This window comes from Pseudonocardia sp. UM4_GMWB1, from assembly GCF_017312155.1.
In the GTDB taxonomy this organism is placed as follows: Bacteria; Actinomycetota; Actinomycetes; order Mycobacteriales; family Pseudonocardiaceae; genus Pseudonocardia; species Pseudonocardia alni.
The window spans coordinates 253,583-270,923 of the sequence record NZ_QJPN01000002.1; the positions used below are offsets into that span (position 1 = coordinate 253,583).

General features: G+C 69.4%; 15 protein-coding genes, 4 pseudogenes and 1 other annotated feature. Of the genes and pseudogenes, 3 read left to right on the top strand and 16 right to left on the bottom strand.

Going from position 1 to position 17,341, the window contains the following annotated elements; genetic code table 11:
* Positions 1-469: 469 nt before the first annotated feature.
* The 8 genes from DMP15_RS28945 to DMP15_RS28980 all read right to left on the bottom strand — a co-directional run bounded on the left by DMP15_RS28945 (position 470) and on the right by DMP15_RS28980 (position 6,970).
* Positions 470-1,099: a TlpA family protein disulfide reductase gene (locus tag DMP15_RS28945; protein WP_337826832.1), complete on the bottom strand. Its 630-nt coding sequence runs from the start codon at positions 1,097-1,099 to the stop codon at positions 470-472.
* On the bottom strand, positions 1,096-1,884 hold the full coding sequence (locus DMP15_RS28950; RefSeq protein WP_337826833.1) for a tetratricopeptide repeat protein: 789 nt from the start codon (positions 1,882-1,884) through the stop codon (positions 1,096-1,098). Before DMP15_RS28950 ends, DMP15_RS28945 begins: the two co-directional genes overlap by 4 nt.
* Positions 1,881-2,378 carry a cytochrome c-type biogenesis protein gene (locus DMP15_RS28955; protein ID WP_337826834.1) on the bottom strand — a complete coding sequence of 166 codons (498 nt, stop codon included), beginning with the start codon at positions 2,376-2,378 and terminating at the stop codon, positions 1,881-1,883. Before DMP15_RS28955 ends, DMP15_RS28950 begins: the two co-directional genes overlap by 4 nt.
* Positions 2,371-4,359: a heme lyase CcmF/NrfE family subunit gene (locus tag DMP15_RS28960; RefSeq protein ID WP_337826835.1), complete on the bottom strand. Its 1,989-nt coding sequence runs from the start codon at positions 4,357-4,359 to the stop codon at positions 2,371-2,373. The genes DMP15_RS28955 and DMP15_RS28960 overlap by 8 nt, the downstream gene beginning before the upstream one ends.
* Positions 4,356-4,799 carry a cytochrome c maturation protein CcmE gene (locus tag DMP15_RS28965; protein ID WP_337826836.1) on the bottom strand — a complete coding sequence of 148 codons (444 nt, stop codon included), beginning with the start codon at positions 4,797-4,799 and terminating at the stop codon, positions 4,356-4,358. Before DMP15_RS28965 ends, DMP15_RS28960 begins: the two co-directional genes overlap by 4 nt.
* Before the next feature lie 121 nt (positions 4,800-4,920).
* Positions 4,921-5,682, bottom strand: coding sequence for a cytochrome c biogenesis protein CcsA (ccsA, locus tag DMP15_RS28970; RefSeq protein ID WP_337826837.1), 762 nt, complete (start codon positions 5,680-5,682; stop codon positions 4,921-4,923).
* On the bottom strand, positions 5,679-6,356 hold the full coding sequence (locus DMP15_RS28975; protein WP_100877240.1) for a heme exporter protein CcmB: 678 nt from the start codon (positions 6,354-6,356) through the stop codon (positions 5,679-5,681). Before DMP15_RS28975 ends, ccsA begins: the two co-directional genes overlap by 4 nt.
* A complete protein-coding gene (locus DMP15_RS28980; protein ID WP_337826838.1) occupies positions 6,353-6,970 on the bottom strand; it encodes an ABC transporter ATP-binding protein in 618 nt (205 codons plus the stop codon). Before DMP15_RS28980 ends, DMP15_RS28975 begins: the two co-directional genes overlap by 4 nt.
* A gap of 144 nt (positions 6,971-7,114) precedes the next feature.
* Between DMP15_RS28980 and DMP15_RS28985 the strand changes: the two genes are divergently transcribed.
* Positions 7,115-7,810, top strand: a complete 696-nt coding sequence (locus DMP15_RS28985; RefSeq protein WP_337826839.1) for a cytochrome c biogenesis CcdA family protein — start codon at positions 7,115-7,117, stop codon at positions 7,808-7,810.
* A gap of 20 nt (positions 7,811-7,830) precedes the next feature.
* On the opposite strand, the gene DMP15_RS28990 is transcribed toward DMP15_RS28985, so the two are convergent.
* Positions 7,831-8,610 carry a M23 family metallopeptidase gene (locus tag DMP15_RS28990; RefSeq protein ID WP_337826840.1) on the bottom strand — a complete coding sequence of 260 codons (780 nt, stop codon included), beginning with the start codon at positions 8,608-8,610 and terminating at the stop codon, positions 7,831-7,833.
* 618 nt (positions 8,611-9,228) lie between these two features.
* Between DMP15_RS28990 and DMP15_RS28995 the strand changes: the two genes are divergently transcribed.
* The gene (locus tag DMP15_RS28995; protein ID WP_337826859.1) at positions 9,229-9,798 is read left to right on the top strand and encodes a L,D-transpeptidase; all 570 of its coding nucleotides are present in this window, start codon (positions 9,229-9,231) and stop codon (positions 9,796-9,798) included.
* 50 nt (positions 9,799-9,848) lie between these two features.
* Here the strand turns inward: DMP15_RS28995 and DMP15_RS29000 are convergent, their stop codons facing one another.
* The 7 genes and pseudogenes from DMP15_RS29000 to DMP15_RS29030 all read right to left on the bottom strand — a co-directional run.
* Positions 9,849-11,255: an MFS transporter gene (locus tag DMP15_RS29000; protein ID WP_337826841.1), complete on the bottom strand. Its 1,407-nt coding sequence runs from the start codon at positions 11,253-11,255 to the stop codon at positions 9,849-9,851.
* A pseudogene (locus tag DMP15_RS29005) lies at positions 11,255-11,914 on the bottom strand (pyridoxal-phosphate dependent enzyme); the annotation flags it as partial. The pseudogene DMP15_RS29005 and the gene DMP15_RS29000, both read right to left, overlap by 1 nt.
* Before the next feature lie 16 nt (positions 11,915-11,930).
* Positions 11,931-12,251: pseudogene (locus tag DMP15_RS29010) on the bottom strand (transposase); the annotation flags it as partial.
* Between the two features lie 7 nt (positions 12,252-12,258).
* Positions 12,259-13,608, bottom strand: coding sequence for an IS30 family transposase (locus DMP15_RS29015; RefSeq protein ID WP_443217716.1), 1,350 nt, complete (start codon positions 13,606-13,608; stop codon positions 12,259-12,261).
* The gene (locus DMP15_RS29020) at positions 13,548-14,405 is read right to left on the bottom strand and encodes an IS3 family transposase (protein WP_337826763.1); all 858 of its coding nucleotides are present in this window, start codon (positions 14,403-14,405) and stop codon (positions 13,548-13,550) included. The genes DMP15_RS29015 and DMP15_RS29020 overlap by 61 nt, the downstream gene beginning before the upstream one ends.
* Positions 14,313-14,444 (bottom strand) — a sequence feature (AL1L pseudoknot). (Overlaps the previous gene by 93 nt.)
* Positions 14,402-14,728: a transposase gene (locus DMP15_RS29025; RefSeq protein WP_337826762.1), complete on the bottom strand. Its 327-nt coding sequence runs from the start codon at positions 14,726-14,728 to the stop codon at positions 14,402-14,404. Its footprint overlaps the feature before it by 43 nt. Before DMP15_RS29025 ends, DMP15_RS29020 begins: the two co-directional genes overlap by 4 nt.
* A gap of 51 nt (positions 14,729-14,779) precedes the next feature.
* A pseudogene (locus DMP15_RS29030) lies at positions 14,780-15,151 on the bottom strand (pyridoxal-phosphate dependent enzyme); the annotation flags it as partial.
* Between the two features lie 43 nt (positions 15,152-15,194).
* Between DMP15_RS29030 and DMP15_RS29035 the strand changes: the two are divergent.
* Positions 15,195-16,059, top strand: a pseudogene (locus DMP15_RS29035) (IS5 family transposase); the annotation flags it as partial.
* Between the last annotated feature and the right edge of the window lie 1,282 nt (positions 16,060-17,341).

A 17,341-nucleotide genomic window follows, 5' to 3' on the forward strand; every position in this document is an offset into this window, starting at 1 on the left:
CGGTCGCGGGACGAACAGGCGCCGGCTCGTGCGGTCGATCAGTTCCGGTCGACGCAGAGGACCGAGACCGGCGTCCGGACGGCGGGGAGGACGATCGGCTCGCCGCGTGGGGCTGCGGCCGTCCCGGACTCCCCGCGGATCCCCTCGACGCCCTGGGCCGACGGACACAGCGGATCGTGCGGGGCCGGACCGGTCAGGCGGGGTGGGGCGTCGTCGGTGGCGTGGTCCTGCCCGGCATCGTGCGGACAGAGAGGCTGCAACGGGCAGACGTCGTGATCCTGCTCTGCGGCGGTGGACTCCGCCGCGGTCGCCGAGGCTCCGATGGCTGACGCCGCCGGACCTGCGGTGACCTCGGAGCCCGGCAGACATCCCATCGCCAGGGGCAGGAGGAGGGCGAGCAGCAGGACGCTCCACGGCAACCGCCTGCGACCGGGACCGTCCGGTACTCGTCCGGTAGTGGGCGGCGCCGTCATCCGGGGGACCTGTACGGCGCGCCCGGTGCGGGCTGGACGGACCCGGGTGTCCCGGGTTCGGGGCGTCGACCGGCGAGCACGGCCTCGAGAACCCCGTCCAGCTGCCCTGTCGTCACCGGCCCGGTGATCTTCGCTGCGATCACGCCGTCGGGATCGAGGACAAAGGTCTCCGGGACTCCGAAGAGCCCGAAGTCCAACGCGGCGCGCGATCCCGGGTCGCTGACGTAGAGATAGTTCGGGCCGCCGCGGCCGAGTTCGTCGAGGAACGCCCGGGCCGAGTCCGGCGAGTCCTGGTAGTCGACGCCGAGGAAGGTCACCCCACGGTCCCGGTAGTCACGGGCCGCTTCCACGAGGACCGGATGCTCGCCACGGCACGCCACGCACCACGAGGCCCAGAAGTTGACGACGACCACGTCACCGCGGAGGTCGGCCAGCGAGACCGTGCCGCCGGCGTCCAGTTGCGGCAGGGTCGCTGCCGGGGCCGGGCGGCCGATCAGCGGGCTGTCGACGACCGTCGATCCTCCGACAAGGCGCCAACCGAACACGGCACCGACCCCGATCGCCACGACGACCACGGCGACCGCCGCTGCGCGGACCCCACTCCATCGACGACTGCGCGTCGTCATCGCCCACCTCCTCCGTCGGTCAGTGCGCGGCGGCGCAGGTCCTCCACCTGGCCCCGGATGTCCGGGGTGAGGTCCGGACGGGCCAGCAGGCCCTCGAGGACACCGACGCCACCTGCCACGTCGCCGAGACCGTCGATAAGCACGTTCGCCCGGACCCAGGCCGCGTCAGGGGAGCCGGGGCTCAGTGCGAGTGCTCGGTCGGCGTTCTCGAGGGCCGGTCCGGTCTGCCCGATCGTCAGCAGCAGCCAGGCCAGCCGCGTGCGGACCTGCGGGTCGTCGGGCCGGAGGCGGACCGCCTCGACGTAATGGCGCATCGCGGCACCGTGGTCGCCTGCCGCGACGTAGCGGTCCGCCAGGGCCAACCGCATCCCGATCACCCCGGGGTTCTCGGCGACCACCTGCTCCAGCTGTTCGTCGTCGACGGCGGCAGGGTCGACCGCCGGGGCATCACCGGGTGCCTCGGCCATCGGTTCGATCCCGGTGACCGCTCCACCCTCGGGGCGCTCCACGATCGACGCCGGGAGCACGATGATCCCGGCGACCAGCGCCACCGTGGCTGCCAGCACGTAGGCGAGCGTCCACGGGCGGGGTGCTCGACCTGCCGGGCTCCGGGGGCCGGGCGATCTGGTGTCGTCCGGCGAGGCCATCGCCTCGGCGGCGACGGAGACATAATGCCGGCGCATCCGCCGGGCTCGTTCCTCGTCGATCTCGCCTTGGGCGACCTGCGCCTCGAGTTCCAGGATGTCCGCCAGCGCCTGGTCGGCGATCTCGTCACCCCGGCTCACGGCTCGAGCTCCCGCCGGGCCTGCGACTCGCGGCTCCGGTCGAGCGCCTGGTTGACCCGTGCCTGTTCCGCCTCGGACGGTTCCGGCTCGTCGCGGCCGGCGCGCCGGGACCGGCGGGTCAGCAGCAGCGCCACACCTGCGACCGTCGCCGCGGCGGGCAGCAGCCACAGGAGCAGCGTGCTGCCCGACGCCGGCGGGTCGATCACCGCCCAGTCACCGTACCGGGCACGGAAGTAGGCCTCGATCTCGTCGTCCGACCGCCCCGCCGCCACCTGGTCCTCGATCACCTGCCGCATCGCGACAGCGGTGTCCGACGGCGACTCGGCGACCGACACGCTCGTGCAGACCGGGCAGCGCAGCCGCTCGGCCAGTTCCTGCACCCGGTCCTGCCCCGCCGCGGGGGCCATGGCGAGCACCAGTGCGACGGCGACGGTCAGCAGAAGAGTCGCCCCGCCGATCACGACGGAGACCGCCCTCTGGCCCGGGCTAGGCATCGGTGCTCACCGGTTCCCCAGACCGCGACTGGCCGGGATCGACCGCGGCCCGCGCGGTCCGGCGCGGCCGACCCAACGCCCAGAACCCGCCGGCCGCGACCATGCCCCCGCCGACCCACATCCAGACCATCAGCGGGTAGCGGAACAGGTTGAGCGTGACGCGCTCGGGCTCCAGGTCCCCGAGGGCGACGTAGACGTCCTGAGCCGGGGTCGTCCATACATCGGGGTTACCGACCGCCTGTGGCCTGCCGGGGAAGGAGTTCAACAACGGTGTCATCTCCCGGATGACGCGCTCCCCGTCGGTGACGGTGAGGTGCGCGTCGGTGACCAGCCGGTCGGGCAGCTCGTGCTCGTCGACGTAGTCGAAGGTCAGCGTGTACCCGGCGAACTCGACGAAGTCCCCGCGGTCGACGGTGACGGTGCTCCGCTCGGCCAGACCGGACGAGGTGGCGACCACCACGACGAAGAGAGCGACACCGAGGTGGGCCAGCTGCCCGCCCCAGTACCCGCGCTGCCCGCAGATGAGGCGCCACAGACCGGCGGGAGTCCGTGCGGGGGCGGTCACCAGGGCTTGGCGCACGGTGCTCGACGCGATCCCGGTAGCCAGGGCCACGACGGCCACGACCCCCGGTGAGCTCACCCCGGCAAGGGCCGTCGACGTCGCGGCACAGGCCGCGAGCAGCAACGGCACGCGCAGGCGTCTCCAGATCACCGCCGGCGACGCATGGCGGTACGGGGTGACCGGTCCGGCCCACATCGCGAGGAGCAGGGCGAAACCGAGCGGGACCGCCATCCGGTCGAAGAACGGCCGTCCGACCGACACCTGCTCGTCGGTGATCGCCTCGAGGACGACCGGGTAGAGGGTTCCGAGCAGCACGACGAACGCGAACAGACTCAGAAGCAAGTTGTTCAGCAGGAACATGCCCTCCCGGCTGGCCAGCGACTCGGGACCGCCCCGGGATGCGATGCGCTCGGCACGCAGTGCGATGAGCACGAACCCGGTCACCACCACGACGACGAAGAACACCAGCAGCGGTGGGCCCACGTCGGACTGGCTGAAGCTGTGTACCGACTGGACGACCGCGCTGCGGGTGAGGAACGTGCCCAGGACGGTGAGGGCGAATGCCGCCAGCACCAGGACGAAGTTCCAGGACTGCAACATTCCCCGCCGGACCTGTACCACGGCCGAGTGCAGGAAGGCGGTGGCGACCAGCCACGGAACCAGTGCGGCGTTCTCCACGGGGTCCCAGGCCCAGTAGCCGCCCCACCCCAGGACCTCGTAGGACCACCAGGCGCCCACCACGAGACCCGCCGTGAGGAAGCTCCAGGCCGTCAGGTTCGCGCGGCGGGTGCGGCGCAGCCACTCCACTCCCGCAACGCTGCCGAGCAGCGCCGACATCGCGAACGCGAACGGCACTGTGAGGCCGACGTAGCCCACGTACAGCAAGGGCGGGTGGACGGCCATGAGCACGTGGTCGGCGAGGATCGGGTTCGGCCCGGGCCCGTCTGCGGGTACCTCGGCAAGAATCTCGAATGGATTGCCCGCCAGCACGACCAGGCCGAAGAAGAAGGCGCCGACTGAACCCAGCACGCCGAGCGCCCCGGTGCCGAGCCGGTCATCGGTGTCGCGTACTCCGTGCATCACCGCTGCGGTGAATCCTGACAGGACGAGCACCCACAGGACCAGGCTGCCCTCGAGCGCTGCCCAGGCCCCGGTGATGCTGAAGAACGTCGAGGTGGCACGGGAGTGGTTCTCGGCGACGTAGGCGACGGCGAAGTTGTCGGTCAGCAGGGCGACCTGGAGCGCCGCCATCGCTAGCACCGAGCCACCGAGCATGAAACCCGCCCCGACCAGCAGCTGCCTGCGACGCACGGCACCGGGCCGGTGCTGGGCGAGGAAGCCGAGGACCGCCAGCACTACCGACCCTGAGAGGCCGAGCATGAGGCCGGTCCACCCGGCGGAGGGCACCGCCGTCGTCATGCCGAACCCTCGTCGTCGGGCGGCTGGTAGTTCTCGTCGTGCTTCACCTTCATCGAGTCCGAGACGAAGGTGTCCCCCTGCCACTGCCCTTCGAGCACGACCCCGACGCCGGCGCCGAACAGCTGGGCCGGGGCGCCACTGAACTCCACGGGCACCCGGACACCGTCTGGCCCGGCCGAGGACGTCACCTCGAACTGCACCCGGCCTGGTTCGCCGACGACAGTGCCGTCCACGACGAGGCCGCCGAGCTGGAACCGGGTGCCCTCAGACTGGCTCGCGCGCTGGGCCACCGCCTCGGCGGGCTCGAGGTAGTAGACGAGGTTGCCGTTGAGGTTGCCGAACAGCAGCAGGCCGACGAGGACGGCCAGGACACCGGTCGCAGAAGCGCCGAGCAGGCGATAGCGCCGCACGACACGGCGCTCGCGGATGTGTGAGGTCATCATCGCCTCCCCTCCGTCCTCTCGCCGATCCGGGCGGCGGCCCGCACGAGCACCCCGAGATAGGCGACGGTCGCCGTCACGGTCACGCCGTACCCGAGAATCACCCAGGCCCACTGCGTCATCACTCGGTCTCCCCTCGGGGTGCGGTCACGGCATCGCCGGCGAACGGCCGGCCCCCGGCGCTCTCAGCAGCGTCTGCGGTGTCCTTGGCGGCGGTGATCCGCATCCGGGTCCGGACGACCAGCACGTAGAGGGCGGTGAAGGCCAGGACGGAGAGCAGCAGCGCTGCCAGCATGCCGCCAACGATCGCCGGTGCAGCGGGACGCAGCAGCGACGGCGGCTGGTGCAGCGTCCTCCACCACAGCACCGAGAAGTGCACGAGCGGGACCATGGCGAAAGCGACGACGCCGAACACCGCCGACCGGCGGGCCCGAGCGACCGGGTCGTCGATCGCGCGCCGCAGGGCGAGGTACCCGAGGTAGACGAAGAACAGCAACGCCGTGGTCACGAGCCGGGCGTCCCACGTCCACCACACGCCCCAGGTAGGTCGACCCCAGATCGAGCCCAGGCCGATGGCGAGACCGGTGAAGAACACCCCGGCCTCGGCGCTCGATGCCGCCAGCCGATCCCAGACGGCGGTGCGCCGCCGTAACCAGACCAGGCCGGCGACGAGGGTCACGCCGTAGGCGAGGAACGCCGTCCACGCCGCGGGGACATGCACGTACATCAGCCGTACGAGCTCACCCTGCAATCGGTCGGGCGGCGAGAGCATCGCGGCGCCCGCCGCGATGACGACGGCGGTCGCGACCGCGAGCGGTAACCGACGGCCGAAGACGGTCAGCGGTGTCACCGCAGTCGTTCGGGTCAGGTCGGGTTCGATCATGTCTGGTCCTCCAGGTGCCGGACGCACCACGCGGCCGACAACGCGATGGCGAGATCGACGGCCAGCACGAGGACGAGCCACGGCCACGCCGGGCGCTCGTAGCGGGTGGCGTCGATGACTCCGACGGCGCCGAGCAGCAACGGAACCGTGATCGGAGTGACGAGCAGGGGACCGAGCGTGGTGCGCCCTGCGAGCCCCTCGGAGACGAGATCGGCGAACGCACCGAGCGTGCCCAGGCCCGCAGCGACGAGGACGACCATCGGCAGCAACCACGGCCACCCGCCCAGATCCGGCGCGTAGAGCACTATCGCCACCGGAGCGATGACCAGCTGGAACGCCAGCAGAAGCGCCGTGTTCCCGAGGGCTCGACCGGCCAGACGGACCCGGGGGGTCACCCCGGACAGAAGCAGGAGCGCTCTGTGGGCGGGGCTGTCGACAGCGCCGCCCCGCATGGTCACGAGAACTCCGAAGAGCAGCACGATCAGCCAGAACAGGGCCGGTCCGACAGCGGTCAGCAGAGCGGTCTCGGCACCCACACCCAACGGCACCAGGAAGAGCGCGACCGCACCGAACGGTGCCACGACCCCGAAGACCTCACCGGTACGACGGTCGACGGACAGATCCTTGCGGGCGAGCACGACCGCCTGCGCCAGCGGAGACACCGACGGAGTCATCGGGCTACCACCGTCTCGACCCGGCCGGAGCGCAGACCGACCGTCCGGTCACAGAGGTCGGAGACCCTTCCGGCCTCGTGCGAGACGAGGACCCCCGCTCCCCACCGGGCACACACCTCTGCGAGAACCCGGCCCACCAACGGTGCGGCGTCGTAATCGAGCCCGGTGTGCACCTCGTCCAGGAGCAGCAGGTCGGGCTCGGTGAGCATCACCCGGGCGAGCTCCGCGCGCCTGCGCATTCCCTGCGAGCAGGCGATCGCCGGCCGACCGGCCGCCCGGGCGAGACCGACGTCGGCGAGCACCTCGGGCACCCGGCGACGCGGGCGGCCGGTGAGGCGAGCGACCAGCCGCAGGTTCTCCTCGAGGGTGAGCCGGTCGTAGAGCGCCGCCGAGTGTCCGACGAGCGCGACGCGCAACCTCGCCGTGCGAGCGTTGGTGGCGTCGATCTGCCGGCCGAACAGCTCGACCGTTCCGGCGGTAGGGCGGACGAGGGTGGCGAGCACGGAGAGCAGCGTCGACTTACCCGAACCGTTGGCGCCCATCAGGCCGATGACCTCGCCAGGCTCGAGACAAAGGTCCAGATCGCGCAGGACCGGGGCCTGGTGCAGGTCCACCCGTACTCCTGCGAGACGGGCGACCGGCGACGCATTGTTCACGAGGACTCCCAAACTTCTACAGATGGTAGAAGATGACATACTTCGCGTAACGGGTCCACAACGGCCCTGGTCGATCTCGGAGGTGTCGTGGAACTCCTGGCCATGACGGCGCTCGCGCTCGTCGCCGGGGCCGTGTCGTTCAGCTCCCCGTGCGTCCTGCCGCTGCTGCCCGGCTACGTCTCCTTCGTCAGCCGCTCCGGCAGTCAGGACAGGGGACGATCGCACTGGGGACCGGCGCTGTTCGTGGCCGGGTTCGGCGCGGTCTTCGTCGCCATGGGTCTCACGGCCTCGGCGGTCGGGCTCCTGCTGCGGCAGAACCTCGACATCCTCACCCGGGGCGCCGGAGTGGTCGTCGTCGCTCTCGGGCTCGGAATGACCGGGGTCCTCCGAATTCCGCTGATCGCCCGCGAGTTCCGGCCCGGCCTGCGCCGGGCGACCTCTGGCACGATCGGTTCGTTCGGTCTGGGTGCGGCGTTCGCGCTCGGCTGGACCCCGTGCGTCGGTCCGGTGCTCGCGACGATCCTCACCGTTGCCGCGACCTCGGGCCAGCTCATGACCGGTGTCGTGCTTCTCGCCGCGTACGCGCTTGGACTCGGGCTTCCCTTCCTGCTGCTGGCACGGGCTCTCCTGCGCGGCCGCGACCGATTCGCCTGGCTGCGCCGCAACGCCCACCGTCTGGAGGTCACTGGCGGCGTGATGCTGGTGGTCACCGGCGTGCTGATGCTCAGCGGCGTGTGGTCGGCCGTGATGGCCGATGCTGTCTCCGGCTATGCGCGGTGGGGCTGGCCTCCGATCTGAGGCATTCCCGGCTTGCGTCGTCATCCGGTCAGCTCCAGACCGCGAGCTCTCAGCCATCCGACAGGGTCGACCTTCTCGCCCGACACCGAGCCCTGCCGGATTTCCAGGTGCAGGTGCGGCCCCGTCGACTGACCGCGATTGCCCACCTCGGCGATCCGGTCCCCGGCCGCCACGCGCTCCCCTGCCGCGACGAACGCCTGATTGATGTGGCCATACACCGATCGGCTGCCGTCGGGGTGGCGGACGACCACCCACAGTCCGAATCCGTTCGCCGGACCGGACTTCTCCACGACACCGTCGGCGACGGCGAAGATCGGGGTCCCGATGCGGTTGGCGATGTCCAGGCCGTAGTGGGTGGAGCCCCAGCGCGGACCGGCCGTCGAGGTGATCCGGCCCCGGACGGGTTGCACGGTGACCTCACCGCCGGCCGCGGTCACGGCGGCCGGGGCGCCCTCGGCCCGGGCGGCCGAGAGCTGGTCGGCTCGACGGGCGGACTCCTCTCCGATCCGGGTGCCCTTCGCCAGGGCGGCGAGGTCGTCCGGGTCGGCGGCGTCCGGGAGCTCGGACGCCGCGACAGGCGCGACGACCGCGGGACGGTCGGGAGTCGGCATCGAGGCCGGTTCGAGCGACAGCGCCGCGACCGGACGGACCTCGTCGTCGACCAGTTGGAGATCGAGTTCGTCGTAGGTGGCCTGAGCACCGGTGACCAGGGCTCCGGCTGCGAGTGCGGCGACGGCCCCGGCACCGGCGGGCGGCGGAGCAGGGAGGCAGAAGGACAGGGACGTACTGGACGTCGACATACGGGTATCCCAAATCTGACAAGGGGCTGCGGGCGGCGTGGGAGCGCGCAGCGGTGTCTAGATCCGGAAGACCTGGAGATCAGCTGTCGAGACGCGTGCGGGAGCCGGCGGGGTGTCGTCCGGCACCGCCGGGCGGACCACTGCTGCGGGAACGGTTCGGACGCAGAGAACAGTGAGGTCGACGGTCGACGCACTCGTCCCGTCGTCGGCGAGGCGGACCGGGCTCGCGGCGGCGTGCTCGATGTCCTGCAGCGGAGCACCGTGGCATCCGTGCGAGCTTTCCTGACCGACAGGGGCCGGGGGCTCCCCCGCCGTCGCGCCTCCCGCGCATAGGACACCGACCGTGAGCACGGTGAGTACGGCGACCGCGATGGCGCTTGTCCATCGAGCAATCCGCCGCACGTGCACTCCCTCCGTCATCGACGAGGCTAGCGGTGCAGGGTCGGCCACTCTCCAGCACCCGGCCACGGGCCTCCGAGACTCCCCGGGGTCACCCACCGGCAGATCCGACTCCGAAGCGTGACAACCTCGGCCACTCTTGAACGTCTCTCGTTACGGATGATGCCGAGTCTCGTTACCCCGAGCGCGGTGACGGCGACCCACGAACAGGAGCACCAGATGGGGAATCCGACGACCCGACGACCACGCCGCAAGCGGATCGTCGTCGCCGCGATCGTCGCCGCAACCGGGATCGGCCTCGGTGGAACCGCGCTCGCCGACGTCGAGCAGGGCGACATCGCAACCCAGGCCCACGCGGAGGCCGTCGCCCCGGGCACCCCTTGCGCGGTCTCGGCACGGGCGTGCGTCGATCTCGACACGCAACGCGCCTGGCTCCTGCGCGACGGCAAGGTGACCCGTGGTCCGGTTCCGATCGCGTCCGGCGGAGCCGGCCAGGAGACACCTCTGGGACACTCGTTTCGGGTCTACCGCAAGAATAAGGACCACGTCAGCGGTGAGTTCACCGGCCCTGACGGCAACCCTGCGCCGATGCCGTGGTCGGTCTTCTTCGCCGACGGCGGCGTCGCCTTCCACGGCGGTGACCGGGCGAGAGCGTCGGCGGGATGCGTCAAGCTCGACACCGGGGAGGCCGAGGCGTTCTTCAACGATCTCGTCGAGGGCGACAAGGTTCAGGTCGTACGCGCTTCGGACGAGCAGACAGCGCGCGGAGGCGGTGCAGCGGCGAGCTGAGGACCGCGTCCGCTGGTGTGGCGCTGCAGCGGGCGCCACACCAGCGGAGGTCAGCGGGTTCGGCTTCTCGATGCCGATGCCGATGCCGATGCCATGGGCAACGGTTGCGTCGGAGCGGTGTCGGCTGCGGCGAACCAATTGATCGCCTCAAAGCTCACCGTGGGCGCGTCTGTCTCCGTCGGGCGTGGTGTCTTCTCTGGTGTCACGGTCAGAAGACCGCGCCGGTGAAGAGCCATAAGTGCTACCGCACAGACGACTCCGGTCGCGACGAGCACCGCCCACGGGACTGCAGCTGCTCTAGCTGAACGGGCCAAGTCCATAGCCCACCCGGTCCCGGCATTGCCCAGCAGGATCCCGATCCCGCACACGGTGTTGTAGAACCCGTAGTGAGTGGCAACGAGACGGTTGCCCGACAGCCCGACGATCGTATCCATCTCAAAGGGCAGAACGATGGCTGTGCCGACCGCGAGCATCGCAGCTGTGGATAGCAGCGCTATGATCCCCACGACGACTGTCGTACCGTCGTCAAGTGCTGGTAGGCAGTCGGCGACGAGCATCGGCACGAACGCTGCTCCGAGCACGAACAGGCCTCTGCTCAGCGACGCGGCTGACCCCCAGCGGTCCCGGCACCACGCGGTGACCCGCATCTGTGTCGCGACCGTGACCCCGCCTGATACGACGTAGACGGCAGTTACCAGCATCGTCGCGGAGTCACCGCCGCCAAGCAACGACCGCGTATAGAGCGGGAGCGCGAGGTAGATCTGGTACGACAGCACGTAGGTACCGATCATCGCGACGGCGAACGGCACGAAACCCCTGGTGGTAGCCACGTCACGCCACTGGGCCAGTACCGAACGCCCATCCTCACGGGAGTTCCCGCCGCTACCGTGACGACCAGGCAATGCCCAAATCTGCAGCACTGTCAGCACGGCGAAGACAGCTGCGGCGACCAGGCAGGTCGCTGTGAAGTTGATCCCGGTCAACAGCATTCCCGCCACCGGCCCGATAAGGATCCCCGCCTGGTAAAACACGCTGAATAAGGCGAACGCCTCGACCCGTCGCTCTCCGGCGTCGTGGGCGATGTAGGCGCGGACTGCCGGGTTGAACAGCGCCCCGGCGAACCCGGTCATCGCCGAGGCGATCACCAACGCGGGCACGGCGTCGACGAGCCCGATCAGTACGAATCCGACGGTCCTCAAGGCGCACCCGGCGACGATCATCGGCTTGTATCCGAACCGGTCGGCCAGGCTACCTCCTACCAGGAACATCCCTTGTTGAGAGAAGTTCCGGACTCCGAGGACGACGCCGACCATTAGTACCGACAGCCCGAGCCCGGCCGACAGGTGGTCGGCCAGGTACGGGATGAGCATGTAGAAGCCGAGGTTGATGGTGAGCTGGTTGAGAAGTAGCAGCCGCGTCGGACGCTCGAACGAACGGTAGCGGGCCCATACCCGCATCAGCTCGCCTCAGGTGCGACGACGTCGACACAACGCGTCCAGCGCCGGACCTCCGAGCGGTCAGTGCGGTCGATCTGGTCCGGATCACCTAGTGGCGGCGGTCCGACCTCGATGTTGTGGTTCCGACAGAAGTCGTCGTTGTACACCGTGTCGAAGTACCGCTGCGGGCCGTCGGGGAAGACCGCAGTGATCCGCGTACCAGGTGGGCGGGTACGGGCCAACCAGCCAGCGACGACGCCGACGGCACCGACACTCCAACCGCCACTGGCGTAGCTCGCGCTCGCCATCGCTCTGCACGCAGATACCGCTTCGTCCGGCGCTACCCAGTGCACTTCGGAGAAGGTGCTGTGATCGACGTTGCGCGGGTGGATACTCGAGCCGAGCCCACGCATCAGACGAGGCCGAGCCGGCTGTCCGAAGATGGTCGACCCGATCGTGTCGACGCCGACGACCTCTAGGTCGGGCTGGTGACGTCGCAGCGCGCGCGAGATCCCGGCCGAGTGGCCGCCGGTGCCTACGGAACAGACCAATACGTCGATGCGCCCGAGCTGATGCCACAGCTCAGCGGCGAGTGGCGCATAGGCGGCGACATTGTCCGGGTTGTTGTACTGATCAGGGCACCACGAGCCGGGGTGCTCGGCGAGCACCTGGGCGACCCGGTGAAGCGCCCCGGGTTCAGTGGAGGCTGGGTTCTCCCGAGATCGGTGTGTCTCGGTCTGGTTGGTGAGCGTAGTAGTTCTGTTCGTACTCGACCGGCGGCATGTTGCCGATCATGGAGTGCAGCCGGTGAGTGTTGAACCAGTGCACCCAGCTCGCGGTGGCCAGCTCGAGATCGTCGACTGAGCGGATCGGTCCGTCACGACCGATGCACTCGGTCTTGTAGAGCCCGATCACCGACTCGGCCATCGCGTTGTCGTAGCTGTCACCGACCGAGCCGATCGAGGCGATCGCGCCGGCCTCGGCGAGGCGGTCGCCATACCGGATGGCGCAGTACTGCCTGGGTTCAACCGGTCGTTGCAACACCGGGTTGTTGGAGTGAGCGTAGCTGCTCTTCGAACACTTCGGCGGGGGTCTTCCAGTCGAGGCTCTTGCGGGGCCTGTTGTTGAGCGCGAGGGCGACGGCTTCGAGATCTTCGGCGGACCAGCGCGAGAGATCTGTGCCCTTCGGGAAGTACTGCCGCAGAAGCCCGTTGGTGTTCTCGTTCGTCGGCCGCTGCCAGGGTGAGTGGGGGTCGGCGAAGAACACCTTCGTGCCTGTCTCGAGCGCGAACTGGGCGTGTCCGGAGAGCTCCTTGCCGCGATCCCAGGTGAGCGTCTGGCGGAGCTGTTCGGGCAGCGTCGTCATCGACATGGTCAGGGCGGCGTTCATCGCCGCGGCGCCGTATCCGCCCAGCGCGGGACCGTTCTTGACCGGCGGGGTCTCACCCCAGCCGTTCAGCCGCGGCAAGTGCACCAGCAGGGTCGAGCGGCTCTTGCGTTCTACGATCGTGCCGATGGCGGAGCGACCGGTGCCGATGATCAAGTCGCCTTCCCAATGCCCGGGAACAGCACGGTCCGCCGCCTCTGCGGGGCGCTTCGAGAACACGACATCGGCGGTGACGTGTCCTTGCGGGCGATTCTGCGCGCGAGCCCGCGGCTGCCGCAGCGCACGTCCTGTTCGCAGGCAGGCGACGAGTTCGCGTTTGAGCGCGCCACGGCCCTGGATGAACAGCGACTGGTAGATCGCCTCGTGGCTGATGCGCATGGACTCATCATCCGGGAAATCGACCTTCAAACGGTGCGAGATCTGCTCCGGACTCCACGCGGTCGCCCACCGCCGATCCTGCCGATGCGGCTTGTTCAGCCCCTTCCATGCTGGCGGCTCCGGCCCAACGACGATGCTGCCGTCCGGCCGGCGCACGCCCCCAGCGAGCCGCTCCTGCACGTACTCCCGCAGCTCGTCGTTGCTCGCGAGCTTCGCGGTCTTCGGTCGTTTCGCTGCCTGCTGGGCCTTCCACTGCGCCACCAGCGCTCGGTACTCCGCCTTCCCTCCCCGGGTGGCCGCGTTGCGACGCAGCTCGCGAGAGACGGTCCCCGGGTCACGCCCGATCGCCCGGCCGATCTCGCGCACTCCCGTGTTCTTGGCGTGCAGGATCGCGATCTCCTCACGCTCCTCGAAGGACAAGTAGCGGCCGCTGGGCTCGGCCAGTGAGATCGGAGGCATACCGCCAGCGTGGCGAAACCACCGTGCGCCGACCGGCACAGACACGCCCACCTTCAGCGCCGCCTCGGCTGAGGTGATGCCCGTCGCGATCAACCGCCAGAACTGCCGCTGCACCGCACGCGAGGGCTCGGGCCGCCCAGGCGAACGCATCGGGGGCCGCAACGCCCGATCCGCCCGCCACTGACGTCTAGCCCCTTCGGGCACCTCGCTCGTCTTCGCGATCCAGTCCTTCGTCGCCACTGCCGAACACCTCCATGATCGAGGTGTTGCGACGACCAGTTGAATCCGCCCTGACTGCCCGCGTCGCTGTGATGGATCAGCCCGTCCAGGCGCCCGTCGGTGGTCTGACCTGCGCTATCACGGGTCCACAACGCCATCTCCAGAGCGTCGAGCGGAAGCTCGGTGGGCATCGAGGCGGCGCAGCGCCATCCGACGATGCGCCGGGAGAACACGTCGGAGACGAACGCGGTGAACACCATCCCCGACCAGGTCGGCACGTAGGTCAGGTCGACCACCCAAAGCCGGTTCGGTGCGGCGGCGGTGAAGTTCCGGTCGACCAGATCAGGCGCGCGTGTGGCCTGCCGGTCGGGCTGGGTGGTCAGCACCGGCTGTCCGCGGCGGACCCCGCGCAGGCCAAGCTGGCGCATCAGCCGCTCCACCGTGCACCGGGCGACCGGACTCCCTGCGGCGCCCGTGACGCCGTCACGGCGCAGCTGGTGCCACATCTTGCGGGCTCCGTACACGCCGCGGCCCTTTGTCCGGTCCCAGAACGTGGCCTCGATCGTCTCGGCCAGGGCGGCGTCGGACAGTGCTCGCCGCGAGGGCGGGCGGGTCTTGGCTGCGTAGTAGCCGCTCGGGGCGATCGTGGCGCCGTGCTGGGTCAACACGGCACAGATCGGCTCGACCCCGAACCGGTCCCGGTGGGCGTCGATGTAGTCGACGATCACCGCAGTCGGCGGTCGAGCTCCGCCGAGGCGAAAAACGCCGAGGCGGTCTTGAGGATCTCGTTCGCCCGCCGCAGCTCGGCGTTCTCCCGACGCAGCCGGGTCAACTCGTCGCGGTCACTGGTCGTGGTCCCAGGCGCCAGCCCGTCGTCGATATCGGCCTGCTTGCACCAGCCCCGCAGCGTATCGGGCAGGATCCCCAGCTGCGGCCCGATCCGCTTGCAGGCGGCGTTGACCGACAGGCCGGGCTCCTGCTGTCGTGCTTCCCGGACCATGCGCTTGGCCCGCTCACGCATCTCGTCGTTGAACTTCCTCGGTGCCGGCACGAAGACCACCTTCCCGTGGCTTCAGAACCTCCACCAGACCCGGGGCGCTTCACGGTCCCGACGGGCCTGCTGCCACCCACCAATCAACGCGGGGGCGTCGACAGTCTCGATTCCTGCGCCGTAGGCGCGCAGCAACCGATACATCAAAGGTTCCATACCGGGATCTGAGACCAGGGTGACTGGGTGCCCGAAGGCGATCCCAGCCAGCGCGAGACCGAGCCCGAGGGTTCCGCTGGTCGATTCGACGATGCGTCCGCCCGGGAGCAGGTCGCCGCGTTCGCGGGCGCGGCGAACCATATGTACCGCTGGACGGTCTTTGATCCCACCGGGGTTGGCTCCTTCGAGCTTGGCCCAGAAACCCCGCCCGCCCTCGGCGAATGGTGAGTCGATCCAGACGACAGGAGTGTTCCCGACGACGTGGATGAGCCGGGTCTCCTCAGACCGTGTTTGAGAAGGGTCGGCGTGTCTGCGCCGCGCGGGCCGCGCTCTGGTCCATCGTGGACGGGTGGCTCGGCGTCAGCGGCGGTATCCCTCGGACACCAGCGATGAGCAGTGGGCGTTGATCGAACCGCTGTTGCCCGAGGCCGGGGCGGGTGGGCGTCCGGAGAAGCACCCGCGCCGGGACGTGGTCGACGCGATCCTCTACGTCGTGCGGGCGGGGTGCGCTTGGCGGGCTCTACCAGCGGACTTCCCGCCCTGGCAGACCGTCTACTGGTATTTCAACCGGTGGGAACAGCAGAAGGTCACCGAGAAGATCCTCCCGGTCGTGCGCCGTCAGCTACGTGCCGACGAGGGGCGGGACCCGGAACCGAGCGCGGGGATCATCGACTCGCAGTCGGTGAAGGGTGCCGACACCGTCGGGCAGGACTCGCGCGGCTTCGACGCAGGGAAGAAGATCAACGGCCGGAAGCGGTTCATCGTGACCGACACCCTGGGCCTGCTGTTGACCACGGTGGTGTGCTCGGCGTCGGTGCAGGACCGCGACGGGGCGAAGTCGATCCTGCTCGACCTGTACCTGCGCACCAGGGTGCGGTTCGTCTACGCCGACGCCGGGTTCGCCGGACGCCTGCTGGAGTGGGCGAACACGATCCTGCGCACCAGCGTCGAGGTCGTGCGCAAACCGCCTGAGCAGCGCGGGTTCGCCGTCCTCCCGCGCCGCTGGGTGGTCGAGCGGACACTGGCCTGGCTGACCGCACACCGCCGTCTGGCCCGCGACTACGAACGCCACCCCGCCGTCTCCGAGGCCATGATCCGCTGGGCCGCGATCAACACCATCACCCGCCGCATCGCCCGCGGCAAGCCGGCCGCCCGCCAACAGAAATACGTCTTCACACCCGCGACTTGATCTTCTCAAACACGCTCTCAGACATGGGCAGGCCAGCATAGACAAGCGTGGACATACGAATTCAGACCTCGTTCAGGCAGCGCGGCACTATGCCGTGCGGGAACGTACAGACGGGCGTAAACGACAACGGGAGCTGTGTCCCGCCAGCATCTACGTGCGACATATCTGTGCGAGAGCGAGATGCGATCGACCACTGCGGGGGCGTGCTGGTCGAGTATCGACTGGCACAACTGTCGGTACCTGCCGCACAGCGGCGGCTTCGAAAGTAAAGAGAATAGTTGGAAGGCCATCGCCCAAGTCGCCCCAGCGGTCCGGGCGCGTCACGGTGCTCGCGGCGTCGTGGTCGCCGGCTTCGTGGCACGACGGTCCGTGACTGTGGGGCGGAGCCACCACCGCAACCGAGGAGGCCACAGGCCCGCCATCAACATGCGAAGCACCAGCGGCGGCAAGCACGACGATGACCAAACCCAGTAACAGACCGGAGCACACAGCAATACGGCGGGGCCACACCAGGCCGGGATGCTCTAGACGGTCGCTCACAGCGATCGAACGGTATCAGCCTGTTACACATCGAGAACGAGCGCCTGCGATGGTCCACGGACTCGACGGGCGGCGGCCAGAACGGCCGCTGACGGCACCGATCGCGGGCGCTACGCGATCGAGGCCCAAAGCCGTGTTGCAGTGCCCGGTTGAGTCGCTCCGGGTCGGATTGAGACCCCGCGACGGGATTCCGACCAGCTGTTGGTTGTCCTGGTGGGCAGTGTGGAACGCCTGTTCGCGCTCGTGCGGTCGCGGTGAAGCGCCTCGGGCGCGGTGGAGGCTGTGGGGTGCACCGGGTCCCGCGGAGTTGCGTGGCTGGAGTCTCTAAGCCACGACGATCTTGGTCTGAGCCTCGAACTCTTCCGGCGAGCGCTAGCCTAGAGCGCTGTGTCGGCGGCGCCGGTTGTGCAGATCTCGAGGTACTCGAAGATCTGTCGGCCAGTTCGATGCGGGTTTTCCACCGCGGCTCATGCAGACCGCCGATCCCCGTGCTCCATAAGTAGTCATGCTGCGCCACGAATGCGCGGTCGAGTCGGCGCGCCGCGGCAAGCACGCGGGTCAGCGTGTGCTCGGCGACGGGTCAGCCGTGCAGTCCCTTGCCACTAGCGATCGTCAGGTTCGGACCGAAGCCCGGTCTGCACCGCCCACGTGCCCAGTCACTGCGGTCGCTGGTGGTTTCGGGTCGGCTGGTGCCGGGCCAGATCTATTCGGCCCCCGTGCTCGCGTCC

Excerpts from the sequence above, each read along its gene's own strand:
- DMP15_RS28945 (WP_337826832.1), bottom strand. The coding sequence starts at position 1,099 with ATGACGACGCGCAGTCGTCGATGGAGTGGGGTCCGCGCAGCGGCGGTC.
- DMP15_RS28955 (WP_337826834.1), bottom strand. The coding sequence starts at position 2,378 with ATGCCTAGCCCGGGCCAGAGGGCGGTCTCCGTCGTGATCGGCGGGGCG.
- DMP15_RS28960 (WP_337826835.1), bottom strand. The coding sequence starts at position 4,359 with ATGACGACGGCGGTGCCCTCCGCCGGGTGGACCGGCCTCATGCTCGGC.
- DMP15_RS28965 (WP_337826836.1), bottom strand. The coding sequence starts at position 4,799 with ATGACCTCACACATCCGCGAGCGCCGTGTCGTGCGGCGCTATCGCCTG.
- ccsA (WP_337826837.1), bottom strand. The coding sequence starts at position 5,682 with ATGATCGAACCCGACCTGACCCGAACGACTGCGGTGACACCGCTGACC.
- DMP15_RS28975 (WP_100877240.1), bottom strand. The coding sequence starts at position 6,356 with ATGACTCCGTCGGTGTCTCCGCTGGCGCAGGCGGTCGTGCTCGCCCGC.
- DMP15_RS28985 (WP_337826839.1), top strand. The coding sequence starts at position 7,115 with ATGACGGCGCTCGCGCTCGTCGCCGGGGCCGTGTCGTTCAGCTCCCCG.
- DMP15_RS28990 (WP_337826840.1), bottom strand. The coding sequence starts at position 8,610 with ATGTCGACGTCCAGTACGTCCCTGTCCTTCTGCCTCCCTGCTCCGCCG.
- DMP15_RS28995 (WP_337826859.1), top strand. The coding sequence starts at position 9,229 with ATGGGGAATCCGACGACCCGACGACCACGCCGCAAGCGGATCGTCGTC.
- DMP15_RS29000 (WP_337826841.1), bottom strand. The coding sequence starts at position 11,255 with ATGCGGGTATGGGCCCGCTACCGTTCGTTCGAGCGTCCGACGCGGCTG.
- DMP15_RS29015 (WP_443217716.1), bottom strand. The coding sequence starts at position 13,608 with ATGCGTTCGCCTGGGCGGCCCGAGCCCTCGCGTGCGGTGCAGCGGCAG.